Annotated in this window: 20 protein-coding genes; 18 read left to right on the top strand and 2 right to left on the bottom strand. The window is 50.4% G+C overall.

The window, feature by feature from the left end; all coding sequences use genetic code 11:
- From O3S68_RS07520 to O3S68_RS07440, 17 genes are all read left to right on the top strand, one after another.
- Positions 1 to 393, top strand: a complete 393-nt coding sequence (locus O3S68_RS07520; RefSeq protein WP_016495682.1) for a DUF4150 domain-containing protein — start codon at positions 1 to 3, stop codon at positions 391 to 393.
- A 100-nt stretch (positions 394 to 493) separates the two neighbouring features.
- The gene (locus O3S68_RS07515; protein ID WP_269231176.1) at positions 494 to 3,103 is read left to right on the top strand and encodes a type VI secretion system Vgr family protein; all 2,610 of its coding nucleotides are present in this window, start codon (positions 494 to 496) and stop codon (positions 3,101 to 3,103) included.
- A 61-nt stretch (positions 3,104 to 3,164) separates the two neighbouring features.
- Positions 3,165 to 3,602, top strand: a complete 438-nt coding sequence (locus tag O3S68_RS07510) for a hypothetical protein (protein ID WP_269231175.1) — start codon at positions 3,165 to 3,167, stop codon at positions 3,600 to 3,602.
- A 3-nt stretch (positions 3,603 to 3,605) separates the two neighbouring features.
- Complete coding sequence (locus O3S68_RS07505) at positions 3,606 to 4,034, top strand: DcrB-related protein (protein ID WP_097405807.1); 429 nt, start codon at positions 3,606 to 3,608, stop codon at positions 4,032 to 4,034.
- Between the two features lie 13 nt (positions 4,035 to 4,047).
- On the top strand, positions 4,048 to 8,469 hold the full coding sequence (locus O3S68_RS07500) for an RHS repeat-associated core domain-containing protein (RefSeq protein WP_269231174.1): 4,422 nt from the start codon (positions 4,048 to 4,050) through the stop codon (positions 8,467 to 8,469).
- A gap of 1 nt (position 8,470) precedes the next feature.
- Positions 8,471 to 8,908: a hypothetical protein gene (locus tag O3S68_RS07495; RefSeq protein ID WP_269231173.1), complete on the top strand. Its 438-nt coding sequence runs from the start codon at positions 8,471 to 8,473 to the stop codon at positions 8,906 to 8,908.
- Between the two features lie 1,364 nt (positions 8,909 to 10,272).
- On the top strand, positions 10,273 to 10,578 hold the full coding sequence (locus O3S68_RS07490) for a hypothetical protein (protein WP_269231172.1): 306 nt from the start codon (positions 10,273 to 10,275) through the stop codon (positions 10,576 to 10,578).
- A 41-nt stretch (positions 10,579 to 10,619) separates the two neighbouring features.
- Positions 10,620 to 10,901: a hypothetical protein gene (locus tag O3S68_RS07485; RefSeq protein ID WP_269231171.1), complete on the top strand. Its 282-nt coding sequence runs from the start codon at positions 10,620 to 10,622 to the stop codon at positions 10,899 to 10,901.
- Between the two features lie 286 nt (positions 10,902 to 11,187).
- Positions 11,188 to 11,562: a hypothetical protein gene (locus tag O3S68_RS07480; protein ID WP_269231170.1), complete on the top strand. Its 375-nt coding sequence runs from the start codon at positions 11,188 to 11,190 to the stop codon at positions 11,560 to 11,562.
- A gap of 367 nt (positions 11,563 to 11,929) precedes the next feature.
- Positions 11,930 to 12,316, top strand: a complete 387-nt coding sequence (locus tag O3S68_RS07475) for an immunity protein Tsi6 family protein (RefSeq protein WP_269231169.1) — start codon at positions 11,930 to 11,932, stop codon at positions 12,314 to 12,316.
- A gap of 226 nt (positions 12,317 to 12,542) precedes the next feature.
- Entirely contained in the window at positions 12,543 to 12,797 is a 255-nt protein-coding gene (locus O3S68_RS07470) for a hypothetical protein (RefSeq protein ID WP_016495690.1), read from the top strand.
- Positions 12,798 to 12,952: 155 nt separating this feature from the next.
- Positions 12,953 to 13,591, top strand: coding sequence for a hypothetical protein (locus O3S68_RS07465; RefSeq protein ID WP_269231168.1), 639 nt, complete (start codon positions 12,953 to 12,955; stop codon positions 13,589 to 13,591).
- Between the two features lie 136 nt (positions 13,592 to 13,727).
- Positions 13,728 to 13,955, top strand: a complete 228-nt coding sequence (locus O3S68_RS07460; protein ID WP_269231167.1) for a hypothetical protein — start codon at positions 13,728 to 13,730, stop codon at positions 13,953 to 13,955.
- A gap of 46 nt (positions 13,956 to 14,001) precedes the next feature.
- Positions 14,002 to 14,718 carry a hypothetical protein gene (locus O3S68_RS07455; RefSeq protein WP_269231166.1) on the top strand — a complete coding sequence of 239 codons (717 nt, stop codon included), beginning with the start codon at positions 14,002 to 14,004 and terminating at the stop codon, positions 14,716 to 14,718.
- 30 nt (positions 14,719 to 14,748) lie between these two features.
- The gene (locus O3S68_RS07450; protein WP_269231165.1) at positions 14,749 to 15,267 is read left to right on the top strand and encodes a hypothetical protein; all 519 of its coding nucleotides are present in this window, start codon (positions 14,749 to 14,751) and stop codon (positions 15,265 to 15,267) included.
- A 42-nt stretch (positions 15,268 to 15,309) separates the two neighbouring features.
- Positions 15,310 to 15,684, top strand: coding sequence for a hypothetical protein (locus O3S68_RS07445; protein ID WP_269231164.1), 375 nt, complete (start codon positions 15,310 to 15,312; stop codon positions 15,682 to 15,684).
- Positions 15,674 to 15,982 (top strand): hypothetical protein, encoded by a 309-nt coding sequence (locus O3S68_RS07440; protein ID WP_016495693.1) that lies wholly within the window; start codon positions 15,674 to 15,676, stop codon positions 15,980 to 15,982. The genes O3S68_RS07445 and O3S68_RS07440 overlap by 11 nt, the downstream gene beginning before the upstream one ends.
- A gap of 69 nt (positions 15,983 to 16,051) precedes the next feature.
- On the opposite strand, the gene fumA is transcribed toward O3S68_RS07440, so the two are convergent.
- Positions 16,052 to 17,701 carry a class I fumarate hydratase FumA gene (gene fumA / locus O3S68_RS07435; protein WP_269231163.1) on the bottom strand — a complete coding sequence of 550 codons (1,650 nt, stop codon included), beginning with the start codon at positions 17,699 to 17,701 and terminating at the stop codon, positions 16,052 to 16,054.
- Positions 17,702 to 17,752: 51 nt separating this feature from the next.
- A complete protein-coding gene (locus tag O3S68_RS07430) occupies positions 17,753 to 19,264 on the bottom strand; it encodes an anion permease (RefSeq protein WP_071925190.1) in 1,512 nt (503 codons plus the stop codon).
- 636 nt (positions 19,265 to 19,900) lie between these two features.
- Here O3S68_RS07430 and O3S68_RS07425 point away from each other — a divergent pair.
- A complete protein-coding gene (locus tag O3S68_RS07425) occupies positions 19,901 to 22,681 on the top strand; it encodes a flavocytochrome c (RefSeq protein ID WP_269231162.1) in 2,781 nt (926 codons plus the stop codon).
- Positions 22,682 to 22,699: the final 18 nt, after the last annotated feature.

Genomic DNA, 22,699 nt, shown 5'->3' with positions numbered 1-22,699 from the left:
ATGTTTGCAAACTGCCAGTTAATGGGTGTTGATCTCGCGTTCCCGGATGTCTGTCTGACGCCGATGCCAGCTCCGACGCCAATCCCGTACCCGGATATCGCGCTGGGGCCAACCGCGATACCGAACGCGCTCAATATTCTGTTTATGGGCATGCCCGCGCACAATATGGCGACCATTACGCCGCTGACCAATGGCGATAACCCCGGAGTGGCAACGGGAGTGGCGTCCGGTACGGTGATGGGGCCGTCGCGCCATCTGACCGGCGCGTTCACCGTGTTGCTGAAAGGTACACCGGCAACGCGCTTAACCAGCGTCAGCCTGCAAAACTCCACCAATGCCATTGGTATGCGCATTGTGCCAAGCCAGTTCAAAGTATTAATGCTGGCACCGTAACGGCACACGCAACGCACAGTAATTTTCCACCTAAAAAAACGAACGCACAGGCAACAGCAAGTGCGCTTTCCGGTGATTGATTTTTTACGGAATCATGGTTATGGCGAACAGGATCACGGCGACGTTACCCGTCGGGGACTTACTTTTCTGGAAACTCTCCGGGCGCGAAGCGCTGTCGGAGTCATTTACGCTGGCGCTGACGGTACTGGGCACCGATGCGCGGGCAGACCGCAGCAAGCTGCTGGGGCAATCCGCAACCATCAATATTCCCACCCAGGGAACGGGCACGCGCTATATCAACGGCAAAATCACCCGCGTGGCGGTGAGCGCCGTTGAACTTTCGGGGACGCGTTACGCGGTGTACCAGCTCACCGTGGAGCCGGATTTGTGGCCGATGAAACGCGACCGCAACCTGCGTATCTTCCAGGGCCAGACTGCGCCGCAGATAGTGAAAACGCTGCTCGGCGAATATCAGGTGAACGTGGAAGATAAGCTGACCGGCAGTTACCGCACCTGGGATTACTGCGTGCAGTACCAGGAATCGAGCCTCGATTTCATCAGCCGTCTGATGGAGCTTGAGGGCATCGCCTACCATTTCCGCCACGAAGCCGACCGCCATGTGCTGGTGCTGACCGACGCGGCGACCGAACATCAGCCTTTCAGCGGCTATGAAACCATTCCGTATCACCAGACGCCGTCCGGCGGCGCGACCGACGAAGAGGGCATCAGCCAGTGGGCGCTGGAGGACAGCGTGACGCCGGGCATTTACAGCCTCGACGATTACGATTTCCGCAAGCCGAACGCGTGGCTGTTCCAGGCGCGGCAGAACCCGGCGTCACCGCAGCCGGGCAGCATTGACGTGTACGACTGGCCGGGGCGTTTTGTCGAGCACGGTCACGGGGAGTATTACGCGCGTATCCGCCAGGAGCGCTGGCAGGTGGAGCACCAGCAGATTCAGGGCACTGCCACGGCGGTTGGTGTCGCACCGGGAAACACCTTTGCGCTGTATAACGCGCCGTTTTTCAGCGATAACGGCGAGTACCTGACCACCGAAGCGAACTACTTTTTCGAGGAAAACCGCTACGCCAGCGGCTCCGACGGCGAAACGGTGCACCGCATTGATTTCACCGTCATTCCGTCGTCGGTTGTGTTCCGCCCGGCGGCGGTGACGGCGTGGCCGAAAACCTACGGTCCGCAGACGGCGAAAGTGGTCGGCCCGCAGGGCGAAAGCATCTGGACGGATAAATATGGCCGGGTGAAGGTGAAATTCCACTGGGATCGTCTGGCAAAAGGCGATGACACCAGCTCCTGCTGGGTGCGTGTGTCGAGTGCCTGGGCGGGGCAGGGCTTCGGCGGGGTGCAAATCCCGCGCGTGGGCGACGAAGTGGTGATCGACTTTATCAACGGCGACCCGGACCGGCCGATCGTTACCGGGCGTGTCTATAACGAAGCGAGTATGCCGCCGTGGGCATTACCTGCTGCTGCCACGCAGATGGGCTTCCTCAGCCGCTCGAAAGATGGTTCGGTCGATAACGCCAACGCCCTGCGTTTTGAAGACAAGGCGGGCGAAGAACAGGTGTGGATCCAGGCGGAACGCAACATGGATGTTCACGTCAAAAACGACGCCTCGCGCTCGATCGGCAGTAACCACAGCCACTATGTACGTAAAAATGAGCTGTACCGCGTCGAAACGAATCAGACGCAGGCCGTGAAAGGGCAAACGGAAATCCTTACCGGCAAAGGCAAGCTCGATGCGGTGGTGGAGCAGTTTATTCTGGCTTCCGGGACGCAACTGCGGCTGGTATCCGGTCACAGCGCCATTGAGCTTAATGCGAACGGCAAAATCAACCTGATTGGTAAATCCTTTAACTTCTTTGTCGAAGAAGATGGGCACATTACCACCGGCGGTAAGTTGCATCTCAATGCTCCCGGAACAAAAGCCCCGACTACCGCGCCAGGAGCTGACCATAAAGGGAATATTAACTCCGCAGTACAGGCGAAATTTTCCCCGCAGGGTAACGTGCAACACGCGGCCCCTGTGGCAGCGGCTCCGGCGGGGGCTGCTAAACCGGTGACGAAATACAAAGCGCCGCCGCCGCTGAAGGGGGATTATGTTTTTAGTAACGAGAAGAGTAAAAGTCAATTCATGCCGTTCAGTGATGGCGTGGTGAAGAAAATAAACAGTTCTCCCAAAATGCAGAGCGATTTAAAAAAACTCATGGATGATCAGTGGAATATATCACCTAACGTTCCAGGGGGGGGAAGCTGGACCGATACGAAAAATAAAGTCATGGTATTAGATCCGGAAAGTATGGCGGATGATAATGAAGCGGTCATGACGTTAGCGCATGAAGTCGGCCATGCGACCAGTCCTTATAAAAATGACTTCAGCTCAAAAAGTAATTTTGTTAACGGCATGCTTAAAGATGAAGGGCAGGCCACGCTAAATGAAATTCAGGTCCGCCGCGAGATTTATCATAATAGCGGTATAGATATTGGCTCAATGACTGACTCATCGAATGAGATGAAATATATCCAGGCATTTAAAGATATGGACAGCGGAAAAATAACCCGCGATGAAGCCAGTAAAGCAATTGGAGAAATTTACCGCAGGGGTGAAGTTGCATCCGGTTCAACAACCAATGAAGTTTATGAAGACCATTACGGGAATATGTACGATGACTATATGCAAGGTAAGGCACCTCACTAAAATAATCGTAATGACATTCGCTTTATTCTCCTCATTTTATTCATGCGCAGAAGAAAATAATATGAAAGTACAATCATTATGGCAATTCGCGACACAGCTTAAAAACACAATCGGCCAGGATGTAGAAAAACTAGATGCAATCATTCCCGGCAGATTTGTGCGTGAAGATCCCAATATTGCGGAGAGATTAAAAGCAGAACCGTTCACGATTGACGGCGGTATTGAAATCAGAAATATGGAAGTCCGTCTTGATCTGCATAATCCGGGTAAGGTTTATATCATTTCTTACGATGTCGCGAATGCCGATATTTTGTTAGAGGACGTCAGGAAAACCTACCCGCAATTAAAGTTAATTGATGTTCCGCGCGGGCGTTCTAAAGATGAAACTTTCTCCTGGAACACACCACTTGATGAAAAGGGAAATGGCATTGGATTTGGTTTTCCTTATGCGCAACCCTCTTATTTAAAAAATATGACCCTCAGGAATTTTCAGGATTAACTTATGCAATATACCCTCCAGGAAGGTTCCTTTTCATTATTTCCTGCCGGCTGGCAGGACACCAGTATGACCATGCTTCGCGATGAAGAGAGTGGCTTATCGCTGATCGTCAGTCGCGGCCCGATCCCGGACGGCAGCGATTTTGAGAAAGAGTTTTATCGCCAGTGGGACGTGCTGCGTACGCAAATGGGCGATATCGCACAGAGCGAATTCGCGCGTATTCTCGTTGGCCGCGACAACAAAACCCGCGCGGTAGAAGTGGAAACGGTGTTTACCCGTAACGGTCAGCAAATCTGGCAAAAACAGTTTGCCGTTCAGGCGCCGGGCGCGGCGGTAGTGATGATCTTTACCCTTTCGGCACTGCGCGCTTTTACCGATGAAGATGGCGAGCGCTGGGACTCCATTAAACACAGTCTGACGCTGCACGAATAACGGAATCGGTAGCATGAGCGACAAACACGCGGCCCGTCAGGGCGATGAAATCATTCACTCGAGCGTTTTCGCCGATATCACCAGTATCGTTGCCGAAGGGGTCGCCTATGCGGCGATTGGTTCGGCGGTGGCGTTCGCGGCGGCGACTGCTGCGCCTTTATTGGGCGCCGGTGCTGCTGCCGCGAGTGTGGCGGCGATTGGTTCCAGTTGCCTGTTAAGCGGCATTGTTGGCGGCATCCTCGCTAACGTCGCCGGGATCACCGATGACATCAGTAATATGGCGAATAGCCTTGGCGACGCGCTTTTCCCGCCGTCGCCCGCGGGTAAAATCGTTACCGGCTCGGCCAACGTATTGACCAATAATAAGCTCGCAGCGCGAGCGGCCGGAACGTTAACCCCGGCGGATACACCGCCTGCCGAGCCGCAATCGCCCGCCAGTTTCGCCGATTACGCCGGCATGCTACTTGCCGGAGCAAAACATTTTGGCAGCGAAATGTGGCAGCCGACCGTCGGCTCGGCGGACGCCGGGACATCGCCGCTGGAGCAGGACAAAGTGGCCTGCAAGAAGCACTCCGGGCCGCAATATCTGGCCCAGGGGTCGAAAAGCGTGTTTATCAACGGCCAGCCAGCCGTTCGCGCGAAAGACAAAACCACCTGTGAAGGCACCGTTTCCGATAATGTCTCGCCGAATGTGATCATTGGCGGCGAAACCCTGACGGTGCGCGATATCAAAAGTGGCAAATTGCCCGGTTTAGCGGTGGCGATGATCGCGTTGTCGCTTATCCGCGGACGCCCCGGCAAAATTTTAAAAAATATGCCCTGTGCGCTGGCATCCGCAGGCGGCGGTATGTTAGCGGACATGGCGGTGAATGCGATATTTGGCTCACCGCACCCGGTGCATGCCGCCACCGGTGTGAAAGTCCTTAATGACGAGCAGGAACTTGATTTCTCACTGCCGGGGCGCTTTCCGCTGCGGTTGCAGCGCAGCTATAACAGCCTGACGTCACGCGCCGGGCTGTTTGGTGCGGGCTGGTCGACCGTTTTTGATAGTTATCTGGTGCTGACGGGCGATGAAGCCTGTTGGTTTGACGAAACCGGGCGTGAATTGCGTTTCACCTTGCCGTCGGTTGATCAGGCGATGTACAGCATCAGCGAAGGGGTGATCATCCGGCGCAATGATAATGGCGATGTCGCCATTGCTGATGATGACGGCGCGGTATGGCGTTTATTCAAACCCACCCGCGCCAACCCGGCGATCCTGCGCCTTGCCTCGCTCAGTGATGAATATGGCAACGCGCTGGAAACCGGCTGGGATGAGCACGGGCGTCTGGTACGGCTTCATGATGCGCCCGGCGCGATTGATGTGACGTTCGCTTATGATGACGCGCGTTTTTCGCAGCGTGTGACGTCCGCCAGCCATTTTGATGGCGAACACCACTGGTCGCTGATGCGCTGGCATTACGACGCGCGCGGTCAACTGGCAACAGTAACCGATGCCAGCGGGATCGTGACGCGCGAGTATCGTTATAACGATGACGGCCTGATGGTCTGGCACCGCGCCGCGGGCGGGCTGGAAAGCGAATACCGCTGGGCGAGGTTTGATCACTGGCGCGTCATTGAAAACCGCACCAATACCGGAGACGGCTGCCGCTTTGCCTACGATCTCGATGCCGGGTTAACTACCGTTACGCACTATGACGGCCAGACGCGCCAGCACTACTGGAATACGCAGGGGTTGATTGTTCGCTTCGTCGATGAACGTGGCGAGAACTGGCGTTTCGAATGGAACGACAACGAGCAATTAACCCGCCGTATCGATCCGCTCGGCAATGCCATGACCTTCGTTTATGACGAGATGGGCAACCGGGTCCAGGAGATTGATGCCGACGGCAATGAACGCGCCACCCGGTGGCTGGAAAATCGCGCGTTGCCAGCGGTAATAACCGAACCCGGCGGCAGTACAACACGCTTTTTTTACGACCCACATTTTGGCCTCGCGCGCACGGTGGACGCGCTGGGGCAGAGCACCGTCTGGCATCGCGACGAGTTTGGTCAGGTTATCGAAGAAGTGGATGCGGCTGGCAATAGCCGTCGCATGGAGTACAACGATGCCGGTCAGGTTATCCGCGAAACGGATTGTTCCGGGCATCTCACTCGTTATCACTACCATCCTCTCGGCTGGCTGGTTGCGGTGCAGGCGGCGGACGGGGAAGAAACCCGTTACCACTATGATGCCGCAGGCCGCCCGGTGCAGCTTGAGCGGGCAGAAGGCTGGCTGGAAACGCTGCGCTGGAACGAACAGGGGTTACCGACAGAACATGAAGCGGCGGATGGCAGCCGCAGCGCGTTTCGTTATGACAACACCGGACGGCTGGTGGCGACGCGTAACCATCTTGGGGAAGAGGTCCGCCGCAGTTGGGATAGCCGTGGCCGCCTGGTCGCCCTGCATAACGAGAACGGGGAAGCCTACCAGTTCCGTTGGGGGGCGGATTCCCTGTTGCTGGAAGAGCAGGGGCTGGATGGCGTTGTCAGCCGCTATACCTACGATGCCTGCGGACGCACGTTGTCGCGCACATTTGCCGCCGGGCACCCTGAGGCGATTACCCACCGTTTTAGCTGGAGCGCGGCTGGGCAGTTGCTCGCGCGATCCACACCGGAAGGCCAGACGCGCTGGCGCTGGTCTGCTGCGGGATTTCCTGAACGCATTAGCCTGCATCCCGCGCTTGATGAAAACAGCTGGAGCGCCGAAGCGGAGCAGGAGCTGAACTTCACTTTCGATGCGCTGGGACGCGTGATCGGCGAGCAGGGGGAAAACGGTACACTCCGCTGGGGCTACGATGCGCTGGGTAACCGCACCTCGCTACAGTTGCCGGATGGCCGTGAGCTGAAACAGTTCTATTACGGCAGCGGGCATTTGTTAAGTATTGCGCTGGATAACCTGCCGATCAGTGATTTTGGCCGCGACACCTTGCACCGGGAAATTAGCCGCACACAAGGGCTGCTCACTACCCGCAGTGATTACGATCGCCTTGGGCGCATGCATCGGCGCGACGTCTTTAGCGGCAACGCGCAACGTCCGGCGCCGCGACGCTGGTCCCGCCGCTGGGATTACGATCACCGCAATAATCTGGTGCGTGAAGAACGGGACGATAATCCGTTTAACTGGTATCGCTGGAAATACGACGATGCCGGGCGCTTGCTGACGCAGGACGGTACTCTGCCGGGGCAGGAGCAGTGGCGCTGGGATGCGGCGAGCAACCCTGTCGATACAACGGTGCAGCATGCCGTGCGTCACAACCGCGTCACTCAGTTGCATGGTATCCGCTGGCAATATGACATCCACGGTCGCACCGTGGAGAAAGATAACGGCCAGACGCGCTGGCGCTATCGCTATGATGGCGAACACCGGCTGACGGAGGTCATCAGCCAGCCGCGTGACCGCAATAAGCCGCAGGTGCAGGTCAGTTTTCGTTATGACCCGTTGGGACGACGCATCAGCAAAACACGCCGCCAGATGCGCGCTGGCCAGCCGGTCGGGCAAAGCGTTACCACGCATTTCGTCTGGGACGGTTTCAGGTTATTACAGGAAATTCACGACGATGTGCCGCTGACCTATGTTTACAGCGATCAGGGCAGCTTCGACCCGCTGGCGCGCATCGACGGTATTACCGACCCGGACGTTTACTGGTTCCACAATCAGCCAAATGGCACGCCGGAGCGTCTCACCGACGTGGAAGGTGAGTTGCGTTGGGTAGGGCAGAACAGCGCGTGGGGTAAACTGCTGCATGAGACACCGCTGCATGCGCCGGAATATGCCCAGAACCTGCGCATGCAGGGACAGTACCTGGATCGCGAAACCGGCTTACACTACAATCTGTTCCGCTATTACGACCCCGACTGCGGGCGCTTTACCCAGCAGGACCCGATAGGGCTGGCGGGTGGGCTCAATCTTTACCAGTATGCGCCGAATGCGCAGGGGTGGGTGGATCCGTGGGGGTTGAGACGGTCTTGCAAACCGAGTAAGCCGACAAAAGCAAATGACCATAACCAGGCCGCATTTGGTCGACAATGGCAAGGGCATGGAGCATATAAAGGTCGTGACTCATGGTCAAATACCATGCTGAAAGAAGGTGAGATAATTTATGGTGGTACACCGGGGCAGTCGGGGTTCTATTTCGATAAGGCAACTCTTGATGCTGCTGGTGGAAGCAGGAGTAAATTATGGCAAAGTTTACAAGTTTTACCACATCGTGACTTTGGCTATCGTGGTCAGATCCAGGCCTACCGTGTTAAACGTGTTGCGATTGCTGGAACAGGAAAAGCTTTAGCTCAGGATTCGACTATCTTTGGTCAAGGAAACGGGACGCAGTATTTTATATCAAACTATAAAACTGTGCTTGAACCAATTGGCCTTCCGTTTAAATTAGGAATGTGAAATGAACTTCGATAGTGATACTGGAATATTAGAAGTTAATGAAAATTTAACGCTTTCACCTCAGATGAAAAAGAAAGACATCCTATCGCAAAATGTTTTATGGGATGAATGGTTTCCCAAAGTGAACGATGTGGTTCTTAACTATCGAACAACCACAGATATTAACCAGGAAAATAAAAAAGAGAAAGTTACTGTCATTATTTATTTTGATGGGTCTTCCATTGAAAACGCTGCTCTGAAAGGTTGGTTACTGGCTCCAACGCAAAAATTTTATGGCTTACAAAAGAAGTTTGATGGGAAATTGACTAAAAGTCTAAGAGCCTGGTTTCAGGAGCAGACAAATCATTTATTACCCCTCCAAAATAAATGGGGTGATATAGATGCGTCATATGATCCACATAACCAGACTGCTGAGATTGTATGCCATTACCGGCGCTAATTAAGTAAAGGACTTATGTCAATGTGGATATTTATTCACTAATAGTGTACTAGCATGGATAGTCTGTTTAGTAGAGCGAGTACTTGTTACTCTTACTCTACTTTTATGAAAAAATATAAGCTTCATCAAAAGGTTATTTGTCATATGACTCATGGAAAATTATTTAATTTATTATTTTACATCAAGTAATATTATTTGATGATTTTATAGTGGCAAAAAAATATGTTCCATTAAAAAGATCAAATACGTTTTCCTTTAGTTTTTGCGGAGTCTTTAATCATGCCACCACTTGAAGATGACTATAGAGGTGATGATGATTGGAATGACTTTGTAAAATATTAATTAGATAACTATCTTAACGATGATTCAAGATTTATCGCAAAAAAGATTAAAGGTAACGTAGATATGGCCGTTGTCATCTATGGACGAAGGGGCCTCAATGAAGGTTTGTGGTGGCTGGAGCAAAAGGTATCTGCTTTAGATGCATTAAGGCCATTAGATTGTCTTGATGATCCTCAACTCATTAAGAGATTGAAAGTATGCCTGATGCTAATGCCTTGAATACGATTTGATTATTTTTAATGGCCACATGTGTTCATTAAATTCTATCAGTCTTGTGTAATCATGAGGATGGGGAATTTTTAATGAATAAATTATTTGAATGCTAACGGGAAGATTCCAAATAATCCCATTTTAAATGACCATTACTTTTCTATTCGGTATATGTATTGCCGTTATACTTTGATTAATCTACGATAAAATGCTTAACCACTATCAACTCCAGCAAGCGCACGGGTAAATACAAAATGAATAACATACCTGATCATTCTATCATCGTAATTGATATAGCTGGAAAAGAGGTGAAAATAAAAATAAGTGATCAGGTTTTGATTAACAGGCTAAAAAATTTAGGATTTTATCCACTGGTGAAGTAATGGCCTTACCGGTCCCTGAGGATAAAGATAAACAAAAAAATCATAGCGGAGCTCATCAATGAAGGAGCTCTTTTCCTGTATGGAAATGGCTGGTATCCATCAGCAGTGATGGAGTATTACAAAGACTAGGGTGTTAATTGGGGAAATTATAATGTTATATTCTGGACAGATAAAGATACTTATCGTATAGATGCAAGATAGTGAATTTTAAAGAAGAGACTCAGCTATTCTTCAGATTGTAATTTTTATTGTCGATGTACGGCGTTATAGCTTTGTAACTAAATCAGAATTAACGTCATAAAATGCGCGAATAAAAAGTAAAATTTCATAATCGTTATATACCAGGAGTCGATTATTTAATGCAAATAAGTATTCCTAATCCTGACTTTTTTTAAGCACATACCACAGGCTTTATAATAGAGGGCTAAAGTGAATAGCGACGAAATCACTTATCTTCAAGACTTAAAAAATGATGACACGGCTTCTGAGTTTGCAGATAAAACCTATGGTGTGATTCGCCTTAAAACAATTTATCGTGGTGAAGGGTTATACTTTCAGTTAAATGACAGAGCGCTAATTTGCACAATCTCTGCACGAGATGCAATGTTAAGTAAAAAAAGCATTAAGCGCTGGGATAACGGAAAACTAATTGAAGAACAAGAACGAGATACGATCCTGGAAATCATTAAGCTTTATTATCCAAAGGCTTATTTAAGTGAGTTAACCATCATTTGAAAAAATTGCGGTTTCAATAATCGTCCGAAGGTTTTTAAGAAATGAAAAAATTAGAGGGTTTCTATGCTGGTGATGACCGTTGGCAACGTTATGTAGCGCTTTATAATAAAGATTATTTTGATGATAATGCAAAGTTTTTAGCGAGTAAACTCAATGGCGCCTTGGATTTGGCAGTGGTTATTTACGGTAAAAGAGGAATTAAGGAAGGTATCTGGTGGATTGAGCAGCACGTTCCGATGCTTGATAATCTTAGACCAGTAGATTGTCTCGATGATAAACAGTTGATTTATCGGTTGAGAGAATGCCTAATGAGAATGTCTTAGAGTAAGTATAATTTGGCGGTCGCTCAACATTCTTGTAAATAGATTCTTCTTGCTTCATGCATTTGCGAGAACAAGGCCAGGTGACGTTTCATAGGAGTTCCTCCGACATTGAATTGTGCGGTGACTTTGGAGCATTAAAAAATATATTTTACCCATTTTTGTCACATGATTCTTGTGAGATAAAGAAGATTACATGAAACGAAAGTGTGTTTATTGCCAGAATACATACATAAACGAAGCCGGTTTTTCAGCAGTAGTAGAGATCATATTCCTGATAAAGTGAAAAATGAAAAATTTAGCTTTGTCATTTTTCAAATACGAGGTTGGCGTGTTTTCATTTTGCTCAGTCCACACAGTAGCTTGCAATGCAACTGTCTCAAAGGCGATAAACGAGGCATTAGAGAAAAATATCATCGTAAACGATATAATTCGGTTAACCATTGTCCAGCCTGACGACGCTATGGCAAAGCAGCATATTTTGGTTGAGCGTACATTGTTAGATGAGCTGAATATTAATTGCGATGGTGAGTATGTCTTGTATGACAGGGATCGCGAAAATAAAAAAATGAATGACAGAGTTGTTATTAATAAATTATCATCTTACCTATGTGATGTTTGTCCGATTTGTCTGTTTGAAAAGACGGGTTTCAAGTCTATATAATATTATTGCATTGTGCCAGTGAATAATTTCAGCGATGGTTTTAAAAATGAAAAGCCTATATGTTTGTTTTATTTTGTAAAAGTAAATTGCGTCAGATTACGTTTTTTAAAATTAGTGTGATGGTGTCAGTTGGCCAATCCTTTCATGGCTAAATCAATTCTTTTTATCGATTCGACATGATTTATAAGTTCTTTATTTGCAGACTACGTCATTTCCGACGAGTCAAAATATTTGCTACTGCTATCTATAGTTTAATAATTTAATGTAATTAATAAGTTTTATCTTCACGGACGTAACTTTTAACGAGAATAGAATAAGTTTGATATGTAATTTGCAACCAGTTATCATACGCATAAACGAGTGTCCAATGCCTGAACTGACAGCATCCGAATATATAGAAAAAGCATTAAACCTTGCGACTAAAAGATGTCAGGACATAGAAAATAATCAAACAGCAAATTCACTTGTGCCAATGTATCAGTCAATCGCAGCGCAGCTTAAATACTTAAAGGATGTCGTAAATGGTACAGAGAAAGATAAAAGTAAGTTACGTGATCTGACTTTTGGTATCTTTGCTGCAAAAGAATTTGAATCTTCAGATGAGGTTTTCTTTGAACGATTGACTGATGCCTTTTATATTGCCTCTCAGATCCGAAAGGGATTAAAGGTACAGTTGCCGCACCAAATTAATAAAAATTATTATGAGAAACAAAAAAGGCTGGCTTTGCTGTATCCAGATGATTTTGATGTGTGATTATTTTTCGAACGGAACAACAGGGTTGCTCCATTAAGCTGTAAAAATCAGATGCATATAAAGTCTGTTAGCTTCTATTCAGAAATTCAATTCCCACTGGACTCGCCTGCTGAAATTTTGAGCCCTAGTTTTGACTTATCGACATGACAGTAAAGAAAAAAATTATCTTGATGATGCTTTTTAGCATATTCAGCGTTGTTGTTTTATAGAGTTATCAGGAGTAGTTATGGCTGAAGTGAACGTTATTCATAAAGAAAAGGGCGATTTCTTTATTTTGCAAAGCGACGATAAATATCTTATTTGCATGATTTGGCCCTATAACAGTATGTGGGATGTGCAAAAATGTTTTATTCTCGACCATGCCGAGTTAAGTCGATATAGCGATTTTCATGAAATGGTCTCGTTAGCAAAAGATATGCGCGACAATTATGATAAATACAAACATCGTGAAGTCCCGGTTCCTGAGTTTAAAGTGCGCTAATTAGGAAGTGAATTAACTTTATGCGAAATCTTTTTACTGGCAACGTGCGTTTGTCGATCCTTTTCATTTGCTTGTTCTCTTTTTTCTCATTTGACGCTGCTGCGGTTATTGATATTAACCATTATGACACGCTCGAAACGGTCGAAAATATCACCGTGGATAAGCAGGTGCAGGCGTCGTTAAAAAATGTCTTGGGGGCAGATTACGCTGCGTTTGCAGGCAATTTCGATGTCTATGGCGAACCGCGACACACTGCGGATGGCGGGTTATTCGTGGAAGGCTGGCTGAAAGATCTCTATCTGGAAAATGCCTCCGCATTTGTTATTTATCCGGATGGTCGACTTTCTGCCGCATGGGTAGTGCCAGCGGCTTCGGTTGCACACTATAAAAGCAATACAGGTGAAAAACGCATTCCTGATGCGTTGCAACAATGGGTTAGCCGCTTTCAGGACGTGTCGTTTAACACGCCCGCGATTACTCAAACGGCTGAGACCTTCGTCGATTTTTTTGAAACCCCTAAATTTAAGATAAAAGTGGTCACGGTGTGTGGTAACGGCGCGAATTGTGACGAAGCAACGTACTACGGCGTGCGTAAAAATGATCGGGCCGAAGTCAATTTGCATGGCTTTGCGGTGCGGAAATCTTGTGAACAGTTGATCTGCCCTGTTATTACCTACACCTTTAAAAACGGCACCACCACTTATCTGCTGAGTAAAATTGATAACAGCTTAACCGTGATACAAAACAATAAAATCCTTCTCGATGAAAAAGGTATCTGGAAAGCGCATGAGTAGATTCGCATGCCTGTCACCGTACGTTCCAAAGGCGCAGGTAATAGTGCTGCAAAACAGAGATGCGTTGATGGCGTCGAGGGTAATTATTTCAGCCATCAGCTTTTCGCTGCTGAATTAACCATATGAGAAAATGCGCATGGATCTGTTAACCCGTGAAGAGGGCGAAGCGTTACTGAACAAATTCCTCAGCCGAGCGCTCAAAAATCCGTCGGATATTGAAACATTAATGACCATAGCCAGAGAGCATCCATCGACCATTCCCATGAAAGGGATTATCTACCAGTACGATCGCATGGAAAAAAATACGTTATCGAAAGCGGAGCTTAACGACCTGTCGACCTTGATGTTTTTTTACGGACCTTAAGAATCCACTCATTTTTTGTGATGCTGAAAAGGAACAGACGCACGTTATGCACGCTATTCATTCAACTCAGCAGCGGCTTTATGTTGTCGTTGCGAGCTTCTTGCTCTCCTGCTGCGCCAGCGCCGCGTCGGCAACTGATTTTTCCGGTCAGTGGCACGGCAGTGAAAGTAACGAATCCACATTAACGCTGAAATTATCCCAGCAGAATAACAAGCTTACTGGATCGTATTGCTTTATCACTCAGCGCGGCAACCGCATTGATTGCCCGGATGAACAGCAGGATAACCTGCGCGGCGAGGTGAAAAATGACACCGCCATCGTTACGTTTGATTCGAGCTTTGGCGGTAAAAACGGCAAAGCCACGCTGGTTATTAATGGTGACAAGCTGGCGTGGCATCTGACGCAACCGCCTGAACACGGTGATTATTACGCCCCGGAAAATTACGCGCTGGTTAAAGAGACTGTTCACGCTGGCGCGACGACGAAAATTATCCGCACTGATAACTTTATGCTGGCGATCCGCAATAATTGCGGCGCGTTCACCACGCCTTGCGATGATCTGCTTTATACCGGCGCGCGAAACCGCGACAGCCAGCAGATTAGCCTGCACGGTAAAACGCGGCTGGATAATGAAAACCGCGTGATTGGCGCAGAATTCCGTAATGGCGATGTGCTTTATCTTGTCGATTACAACCCGCCGAAACTGGTGGTGACGCAGGCGGGTAAAACGCTTGTCAACCAGGCGGGCAGCTGGCTTAAATAGCGCTTCTTTTGACTGACTATGGAAAGGTTAATGCGTCGAATATTCCCTGTTTTTGCGCTGCTGTTTGCTTTTTCTGCCCATGCGGCGCAAACGCCGCTGACGGAAAACGACTTCACCGTGGAAATCAATAAACAGGCTATCACCCTGGGGCAGGACTGGGATCGCAATCTGCTGACGGCGCTCGGGAAACAAACCCGCGAGGATTTTGTTGGTGAAGTGCCATTTGGCGAGGAAAACTATAAATTTTACCGCCACATTTTTGCGGGCTTTGATATCTACAGCGCTAATATCGACTGGCAGCAGCGCGGCAAAAGCGTCGACAGTTACGTCATCGGGCAGATAACGCTGCATGCCCCCACATTGCATACCGTGCGTGGCGTGGCGCCAGGCGATGCGAAACAGCGTGTGATTGAGTTTTATGGTGCGGGTGAAACCGATAACAGCGATGGCGAAGAGTGGATTATGTATTCACTGGCGCACAAAAATATCGCTTTCGATGTCACCGGCGGCAAAGTGCGGGCCATTAATATCAGCACTGGAAATGACTGAAGGGCGACCTGAATTTTCAATTTTTCGCGCAGGGTGACGACGATGAAAATCGACAAACTTATTAAGAAACGCGTGATGCTGCACGATGGCGAGGAAACGCGCTTTTTTAATCAACCTGTCGAATTGATTTGTCCGCGTTGCCAGAAGCCAATTGAGCCGGATCTCTACCAGAGCGGGGATTTTGCCCGGCTACCCGAGGATATTCAGGCCGCGGTGGCGGCAAGAATCAAAGTCATTACCTTCAATCCTGAGGCTTATACGCGTTACTCCGCGCCAGAAGGCTCGCTTCTTTGTTCTGCGCATAGCTGCGAAGGCGGGCAGGGGAAAACGCTGGTTATCTTCAGTTATAAAGAGCAGCAGCCTGCCCGTTACATCGCCACACTTTATGCGCTGCTGGTGGTTAGCGATGATCAATAAAGCGTGGCGCGAAGAGTTGCAGGAACTGAAGCGCGATGGTTCCGCCTGTCAGTTTCATGACGCCGAATGGGGCGTTATTCGCCTTAAATTGCTTTACCGGGGCGAGTTTCTTTTCTTTCAGCTTAATGAACGGGCACTGATTTGTGAGGTTTCTGCGCGCTACAGCACGCTGGATAAAACGAGCCTTAAACGATGGGATGACGGCAGTGTCATTGGGGCTGGCGAACGTGAAGCGCTGGCGAAGATTATTGCGCGCTATTATCGACTCTGCTGGAAAGATGATCTCCGCATCAACTAAACATGCGCTGTTTTATGTACAACAAAAACCCCCGGTCGGACACTCCGCCGGGGGTTTTTCACATCTTACTTAACGCTGGTTACAGCCGGCGCACTGTTTGTTCTGGATCTGCTGGAAGAAGTCGTTACCTTTGTCATCCACCAGAATGAACGCCGGGAAGTTCTCCACTTCAATTTTCCAGATTGCTTCCATACCCAGTTCCGGGTAAGCCACGCATTCGAGGCTCTTAATGCTCTGCTGCGCCAGGACGGCAGCCGGGCCGCCAATACTCCCCAGATAGAAACCGCCGTGTTTGGCACAGGCATCGGTCACTTGCTGGCTGCGGTTGCCTTTTGCCAGCATGATCATGCTCGCGCCGTGCGATTGCAGCAGATCCACGTAGGAGTCCATACGCCCTGCGGTGGTTGGGCCAAGCGAACCGGACGCATACCCTTCTGGCGTTTTTGCCGGGCCGGCGTAGTAGATCGGGTGATCTTTCACGTACTGCGGCAGCTCTTCGCCATTATCAATCAGCTCTTTCAGCTTCGCGTGAGCAATATCGCGCGCCACGATAATCGTACCGTTCAGCGAAACGCGGGTTGATACCGGGAACGCGGAAAGCTGTGCGAGGATCGCTTTCATCGGCTGGTTGAGATCGATTTTCGCCACATCGCCTTCACCCTGCTGGCGCAGCTCTTCCGGAATATATTGCCCCGGATTGTGCTCCATCTTCTCGATCCAGATACCTTCGCGGTTGATTTTCGCTTTGATGTTACGGTCGGCGGAGCAGGAGACGCCCATGCCGATAGGGCAGGAGGCACCGTGGCGCGGCAGACGGATGACACGGATATCGTGAGCGAAATATTTACCGCCGAACTGCGCGCCGAGGCCAAGGTTCTGCGCTTCCTGCATCAGCTCTTGTTCAAGCTGGACATCGCGGAATGCCTGGCCATGTTCGTTACCTTCGGTCGGCAAGCCGTCATAGTAGCGGGTTGAGGCCAGTTTCACCGTTTTCAGCGTGGACTCCGCAGACGTACCACCAATCACGAAGGCGATATGGTATGGCGGGCAGGCTGCCGTGCCGAGGGTACGCATCTTCTCAACCAGATAGTTTTTCAGCTTCGCCGGTGTAATCAGCGCTTTGGTTTCCTGATAGAGATAGGTTTTGTTAGCTGAACCGCCGCCTTTGGCGATGCAGAGGAATTTATACTCGTCGCCGTCGACGCTATAGAGATCGATCTGCGCAGGCAGGTTAGTGCCGGTGTTGACCTCTTTATACATATCCAGCGGCGCATTCTGCGAATAACGCAGGTTGTCTTCGGTGTAGGTGTTATAAACACCACGCGCCAGCGCGGCTTCATCGCCGCCGCCGGTCCACACGCGCTGACCTTTTTTACCCATAATGATTGCCGTGCCGGTGTCCTGGCAGGTCGGCAGCACGCCTTTAGCGGCGATTTCAGAGTTACGCAGGAATTGCAGAGCAACGTATTTGTCGTTTTCGCTCGCTTGCGGGTCATGCAGAATGGCCGCCACCTGTTTCTGGTGGGAAGGGCGCAGCATAAAAGACGCGTCATGGAACGCGCGTTGTGCCAGCAGCGTCAGCCCTTCCGGCTCGACTTTCAGTACTTGCTGGCCGTCAAAGTCGGCGACGGAGACATATTCACGGCTCAGCAGATAATATTCCGTATCGTCTTTCGCCAGCGGGAACGGGTCCTGATAAACAAAGGGTTTGTTCGACATAGCTCTTTACTCCATAAAATAAAACCGCCGGGAATGCCCGGCGGTTACGAATCAGAACATCATGGTGATCCACGGATAACCAATCAACAGCAGGGCGGCCAGGAAGATAGCACCGAAGATGGTGCCCAGACGCCAGTAATCTTTGGTCGGCAGGTAGCCGCTACCGTAGTAAATCGGGCTTGGGCCAGTACCGTACGGGGTGATGATGCCCATCACGCCGAGTGAGGTACACAGAACCAGAACCACGACTTCCATATTGATGCCAGGAATTGTCGCCGCGATGGTCAGCATTGCAGGCAGCAGCGCCGTGGTGTGCGCGGTGGTGCTGGCGAACAGATAGTGCAGCAGGTAGAACGCCAGCAGCAGGGCGATGGTCGCCATCCCCGGAGAGATACCGCTCATCAGCAGGCCGCCTTCTTTACCCAACCAGGCGATAAAGCCGGTGGTGGAGAGGCCATCGGCCAGCGCAACCAGAGTGGCGAACCAGACAAAGGTGTTCCATGCCGGTTTGTTGCTGGTGATGTCGTTCCAGGTTAATACGCCGGTCCACAGCATCAGCACGACCACCAGCAGCGCGGCAAGCGCAGGCTCGATAAAGTCGGCGGCAAAGATCCACATCAGCAGCGCACAGCAGACAAACACCAGCAGCAGGATTTCATTGCGTGACATTCTGCCCAGTTTTTCCAGCTCGCGGCTGGCCCACAGCGGCACTTCGTCATTGACTTTCACTTCTGGCGGGTAGAACCAGTAAGCCAGCAGCGGCATGGTCAGAATCAACAGCACGCCCAGCGGCAGGAAGGCGATAAACCAGCTACCCCAGGAGATATTAATGCCAACGGTGCTTTTCACCAGCGCCAGCGCCAGCAGGTTCGGTGCCAGTGCGGAAAGGAACATAGAACTGGTGATACAGGCTGCGGTAATCGCCACCCACATCAGGTAAGAACCGATGCGGCGCGCGCTTGGATCGTTCGGTTTGGAACCGTACAGCGGCGGCAGGTTGGCGATAATCGGGTAGATTGTCCCGCCGCTGCGCGCGGTGTTTGACGGGGTGAACGGTGCCAGCAGCAGGTCGGCGAAAGTAATGGCGTAACCGAGCGTCAGGCTGCGGCGGCCAAGATATTTCACCAGAATCAGCGCCAGGCGGCGACCAAACTGGGTTTTATCGTAACCGGCGGCAAACATAAACGCGCCGAAGATAAGCCACACGGTGGAGTTACCGAAACCGCTTACCGCCCATTTAAAGGACTGGCCAGCCAGCTTGAATTTCGGGTCGGCCAGTTGTTCCGGGCTGAACAGTAGCCACTGGCTACACAGCGCGATAACCACCACGCCGGTCATGCCGATAACCGCACCCGGCAGGGGTTCGAAAATCAGGCCGACAATAACGCCAACGAAGATAGCAAAGTAGTGCCAGGCAAACGGCGGTAAACCTTCCGGCACCGGGACAAACAGCAGAAGCACTGCCACGATAATCGGCAACGCCATCATTATCAGGCGGTTTTTATTTCCGGCTTTTGCACTGGCTGCGGGAGCAGACGGTGGGGTTGTTGTTTTCTCTGTCATAGTGAGCATCTACAAGTAGTTAAAAATTCGGTCATGCGCGGAAAGTGAATCTCTGATTATTTTAGTTTCAAAAGTTACTTTAATTTTTTATTGAGACTTTTCACATTCTGGCATGTGTTGTTTAACGCAAATTCAATCGCATTAAATAAAAATCTGAGCGTATTTATATATTGCTCTTCCATTGGCGAATACTATTGATTGAGATCAAGAAAACGAAACGAACGACACTTTTTTTAATAAAATGAATACCCACAGAGTATTATGTGGTTAATTTCACAAAATTACCGTAAATGTTAAAAAATGGTGCTGATAATAACTCTCATTAACGAGGTATTTTCTTTTAACTATATGATGTTTGTCTGTTTTATTATTTGAATAAAGCTGGAAAGGAAAAGTGTGAAGTAATCGCAATGTTACCGGTAATTAAAGCTGTGTGAATACGATATTTAAAAATGATAATACGCTGGAGGTAGCTCTGTTATTAAGGTGGTTAAATAGTTTTATAACTAACGTAATTAATTTGGTAATTAAAATTCACGGTATATTAAATACACGACATCAGGATTAAAAAACAGAACGAAAAATAAATCCGTCACCGAATTCAAAGTTTTTAATTTTTAGATTTGGAGTTTAATTATGACCAGCAACGAACGCATCCTCAGCCCGTTTACCTTGCCGAATGGCGCAGAACTGAAAAACCGTTTGTTAATGGCGCCAATGACCACCTGCACAGGTTATTTTGACGGGACAGTCAGCAGTGAACTGGTGGAATATTATCGCGCCCGCGCCGGAAGTATCGGCACCATTATTGTTGAATGCTGTTTTGTCGATGATCTCGGCCTGGCATTTCCGGGCGCTATCGGTATTGATAACGACGAGAAAATTGCCGGTCTGGCAAAAATTGCCTCGGCGATTAAAGCCGAAGGTTCAAAAGCAATTTTGCAGATTTACCACGGCGGCCGCATGGTCGAACCGAAGCTGATTGGCGGTCGTGCGCCGGTTGGTCCGAGCGCTATTGCCGCTCCGCGTGATGGCGCGGCAACCCCGGTTGCGCTGACCACCGCTGAAGTGGAAGGAATGATTGGCAAATTTGGTGACGCCGTGCGCCGCGCCATTCAGGCCGGGTTCGATGGTGTCGAAATTCACGGTGCCAATACCTACCTTATCCAGCAATTCTTCTCGCCAAACTCCAACCAGCGTGATGATGAGTGGGGCGGCAGCCGCGACAACCGCGCGAAGTTCCCGCTGGCCGTACTGGACATCACCCATAAAATGGCGCGTCAGTACGCCGACGACGCCTTTATTATCGGTTACCGTTTCTCGCCGGAAGAGCTGGAAGTGCCCGGCATCCGTTTTGATGACACCATGTTCCTGCTGGAAAAGCTGGCGGCGCGCGGTGTTGATTATTTGCACTTTTCGCTGGGTGCGGCGCTGCGTCCTTCCATTAACGACACCAGCGATCCGACGCCACTGATTAAAAAATATTGTGCCATGCGTTCTGCAACGCTGGCGCAGGTGCCGGTGATGGGTGTTGGCGGTATCGTTAATGCCGCCGACGCTGAGCAGGGGCTGGATCAGGGCTATGACCTGATTGCGGTAGGCCGTGCGTGCATCGCGTATCCGGACTGGACGGCGCGTATCGCCAACGGTGAAACCCTGGAGCTGTTCATTGATAGTACCCAGCGTGAAGCGCTGAATATCCCGGAACCGCTGTGGCGTTTCTCGCTGGTTGAAGCGATGATCCGCGACATGAGCATGGGCGCTTCGAAATTTAAGCCAGGTCTTTTTGCTGAAACGGTTCAGGACGACGCTAACGAGCTGGTTATCAATGTCAGCCTCGACACAGACCGCATCGTTGATATCGAACTCGCCTCAAGTACCGTTGATAGCGTTGAATTCACCAGCAGCTTTGAAGAGATCCGCGGCCGCATCCTGACGGCCAACAGCCCGCACGTTGACGCGATTTCAGGCGCAACCAGCCAGAGCGAAGCGGTGAAAAAAGCGGTATCAAAAGCGATGGTGAAATCCAGCAAAGCGCTGGCGGCAGAAGAGGGCAGTGACTCTCAGGAACCCAAACGCTATGACGTTGTGGTTGTCGGTAGCGGCGGCGCGGGTCTGGCGGCGGCAATTCAGGCGCACGACGAAGGTGCCAGCGTACTGATTGTCGAAAAAATGCCAACCATCGGCGGTAACACCATTAAAGCCTCTGCGGGCATGAACGCCGCGGAAACCCGCTTCCAGCGCGTAAAAGGCATTCAGGACAGCAAAGAGCTGTTCTACGCGGAAACCCTGAAAGGCGGCGGTAACAAAAACAATCCGGCGCTGCTGCGTCGCTTTGTGGAAAATGCGCCAGAAGCCATCGAATGGCTGGCTCGTCGCGGCATTATGCTTAACGATATCACCACCACTGGCGGGATGAGCATTGACCGTACGCACCGCCCGCGCGACGGATCGGCAGTCGGTGGCTACCTGATTAGCGGTCTGGTGCGTAATGTCACCAAACGCGGCATCGATGTAATGCTGGATACCTCAGTGGACGACATTCTGTTTGAGCAAGGTGAAGTGCGCGGTGTACGCCTGCTGACCGAAGAGCAGGAGAGTGTGGTGATCGAGGCGAAAAGTGTGATTGTGGCGACCGGTGGTTTCAGCGCCAACAGCGCAATGGTGGTGAAATACCGTCCGGATCTGGAAGGTTTTGTCACCACCAACCATAAAGGCGCGACCGGCGGCGGTATCGCACTGCTGGAACGTATTGGCGCGGGCACTGTGGATATGGGCGAAATTCAGATCCACCCGACCGTTGAACAGAATACCTCGTACCTGATTTCCGAATCGATTCGCGGCGGCGGTGCGATTCTCGTCAGCCAGCAGGGCAAACGCTTCTTTAACGAAATGTCGACCCGCGATAAAGTCTCGGCGGCAATCATCGCCCTGCCGGAACATTACGCTTACATCGTGTTTGATGAGCATGTCAGAGCGAAAAACAAAGCGGCAGACGAGTATATCGCGCGTGGCCTGGTTACCAGCGCCAGCTCGCCGCGTGAACTGGCGGATAAACTGGGTATCGATTACCACGCTTTCCTGGCCACGCTCGAACGCTACAACGGCTTTGTGGAAAAACAGCACGATGAGGACTTTGGTCGCACCACCGCACTGCGTGCGCCGATCAATGAAGGCCCGTTCCACGCGATCCAGATTGCACCGGGTGTGCACCACACCATGGGGGGCGTGACCATCAACACTGAAACCGAAGTGTTGAACACAGAAAACCAGGTGATCGCGGGCGCTTATGCCGCCGGGGAAGTGGTTGGCGGCCTGCATGGCGGCAACCGTATCGGCGGGAACGCCGTGGCCGATATTATTATCTTCGGCTCACTGGCGGGACACCAGGCTGCAATGCGCGCCAAACGCGGCTAACCGCGTGCTACACTTCAG

It is taken from the genome of Kosakonia sp. SOY2, from assembly GCF_027109175.1.
Lineage (GTDB): Bacteria > Pseudomonadota > Gammaproteobacteria > Enterobacterales > Enterobacteriaceae > Kosakonia.
Note: the sequence above shows the minus strand (reverse complement) of the source record. Positions and strands in the feature narration are given on the sequence as shown.

Coding starts and splice junctions, on each gene's coding strand:
- O3S68_RS07520 (WP_016495682.1), top strand. CDS start 1: ATGTTTGCAAACTGCCAGTTAATGGGTGTTGATCTCGCGTTCCCGGAT.
- O3S68_RS07515 (WP_269231176.1), top strand. CDS start 494: ATGGCGAACAGGATCACGGCGACGTTACCCGTCGGGGACTTACTTTTC.
- O3S68_RS07510 (WP_269231175.1), top strand. CDS start 3,165: ATGAAAGTACAATCATTATGGCAATTCGCGACACAGCTTAAAAACACA.
- O3S68_RS07505 (WP_097405807.1), top strand. CDS start 3,606: ATGCAATATACCCTCCAGGAAGGTTCCTTTTCATTATTTCCTGCCGGC.
- O3S68_RS07500 (WP_269231174.1), top strand. CDS start 4,048: ATGAGCGACAAACACGCGGCCCGTCAGGGCGATGAAATCATTCACTCG.
- O3S68_RS07495 (WP_269231173.1), top strand. CDS start 8,471: ATGAACTTCGATAGTGATACTGGAATATTAGAAGTTAATGAAAATTTA.
- O3S68_RS07485 (WP_269231171.1), top strand. CDS start 10,620: ATGAAAAAATTAGAGGGTTTCTATGCTGGTGATGACCGTTGGCAACGT.
- O3S68_RS07480 (WP_269231170.1), top strand. CDS start 11,188: ATGAAAAATTTAGCTTTGTCATTTTTCAAATACGAGGTTGGCGTGTTT.
- O3S68_RS07475 (WP_269231169.1), top strand. CDS start 11,930: ATGCCTGAACTGACAGCATCCGAATATATAGAAAAAGCATTAAACCTT.
- O3S68_RS07470 (WP_016495690.1), top strand. CDS start 12,543: ATGGCTGAAGTGAACGTTATTCATAAAGAAAAGGGCGATTTCTTTATT.
- O3S68_RS07460 (WP_269231167.1), top strand. CDS start 13,728: ATGGATCTGTTAACCCGTGAAGAGGGCGAAGCGTTACTGAACAAATTC.
- O3S68_RS07455 (WP_269231166.1), top strand. CDS start 14,002: ATGCACGCTATTCATTCAACTCAGCAGCGGCTTTATGTTGTCGTTGCG.
- O3S68_RS07450 (WP_269231165.1), top strand. CDS start 14,749: ATGCGTCGAATATTCCCTGTTTTTGCGCTGCTGTTTGCTTTTTCTGCC.
- O3S68_RS07445 (WP_269231164.1), top strand. CDS start 15,310: ATGAAAATCGACAAACTTATTAAGAAACGCGTGATGCTGCACGATGGC.
- O3S68_RS07440 (WP_016495693.1), top strand. CDS start 15,674: ATGATCAATAAAGCGTGGCGCGAAGAGTTGCAGGAACTGAAGCGCGAT.
- fumA (WP_269231163.1), bottom strand. CDS start 17,701: ATGTCGAACAAACCCTTTGTTTATCAGGACCCGTTCCCGCTGGCGAAA.
- O3S68_RS07430 (WP_071925190.1), bottom strand. CDS start 19,264: ATGACAGAGAAAACAACAACCCCACCGTCTGCTCCCGCAGCCAGTGCA.
- O3S68_RS07425 (WP_269231162.1), top strand. CDS start 19,901: ATGACCAGCAACGAACGCATCCTCAGCCCGTTTACCTTGCCGAATGGC.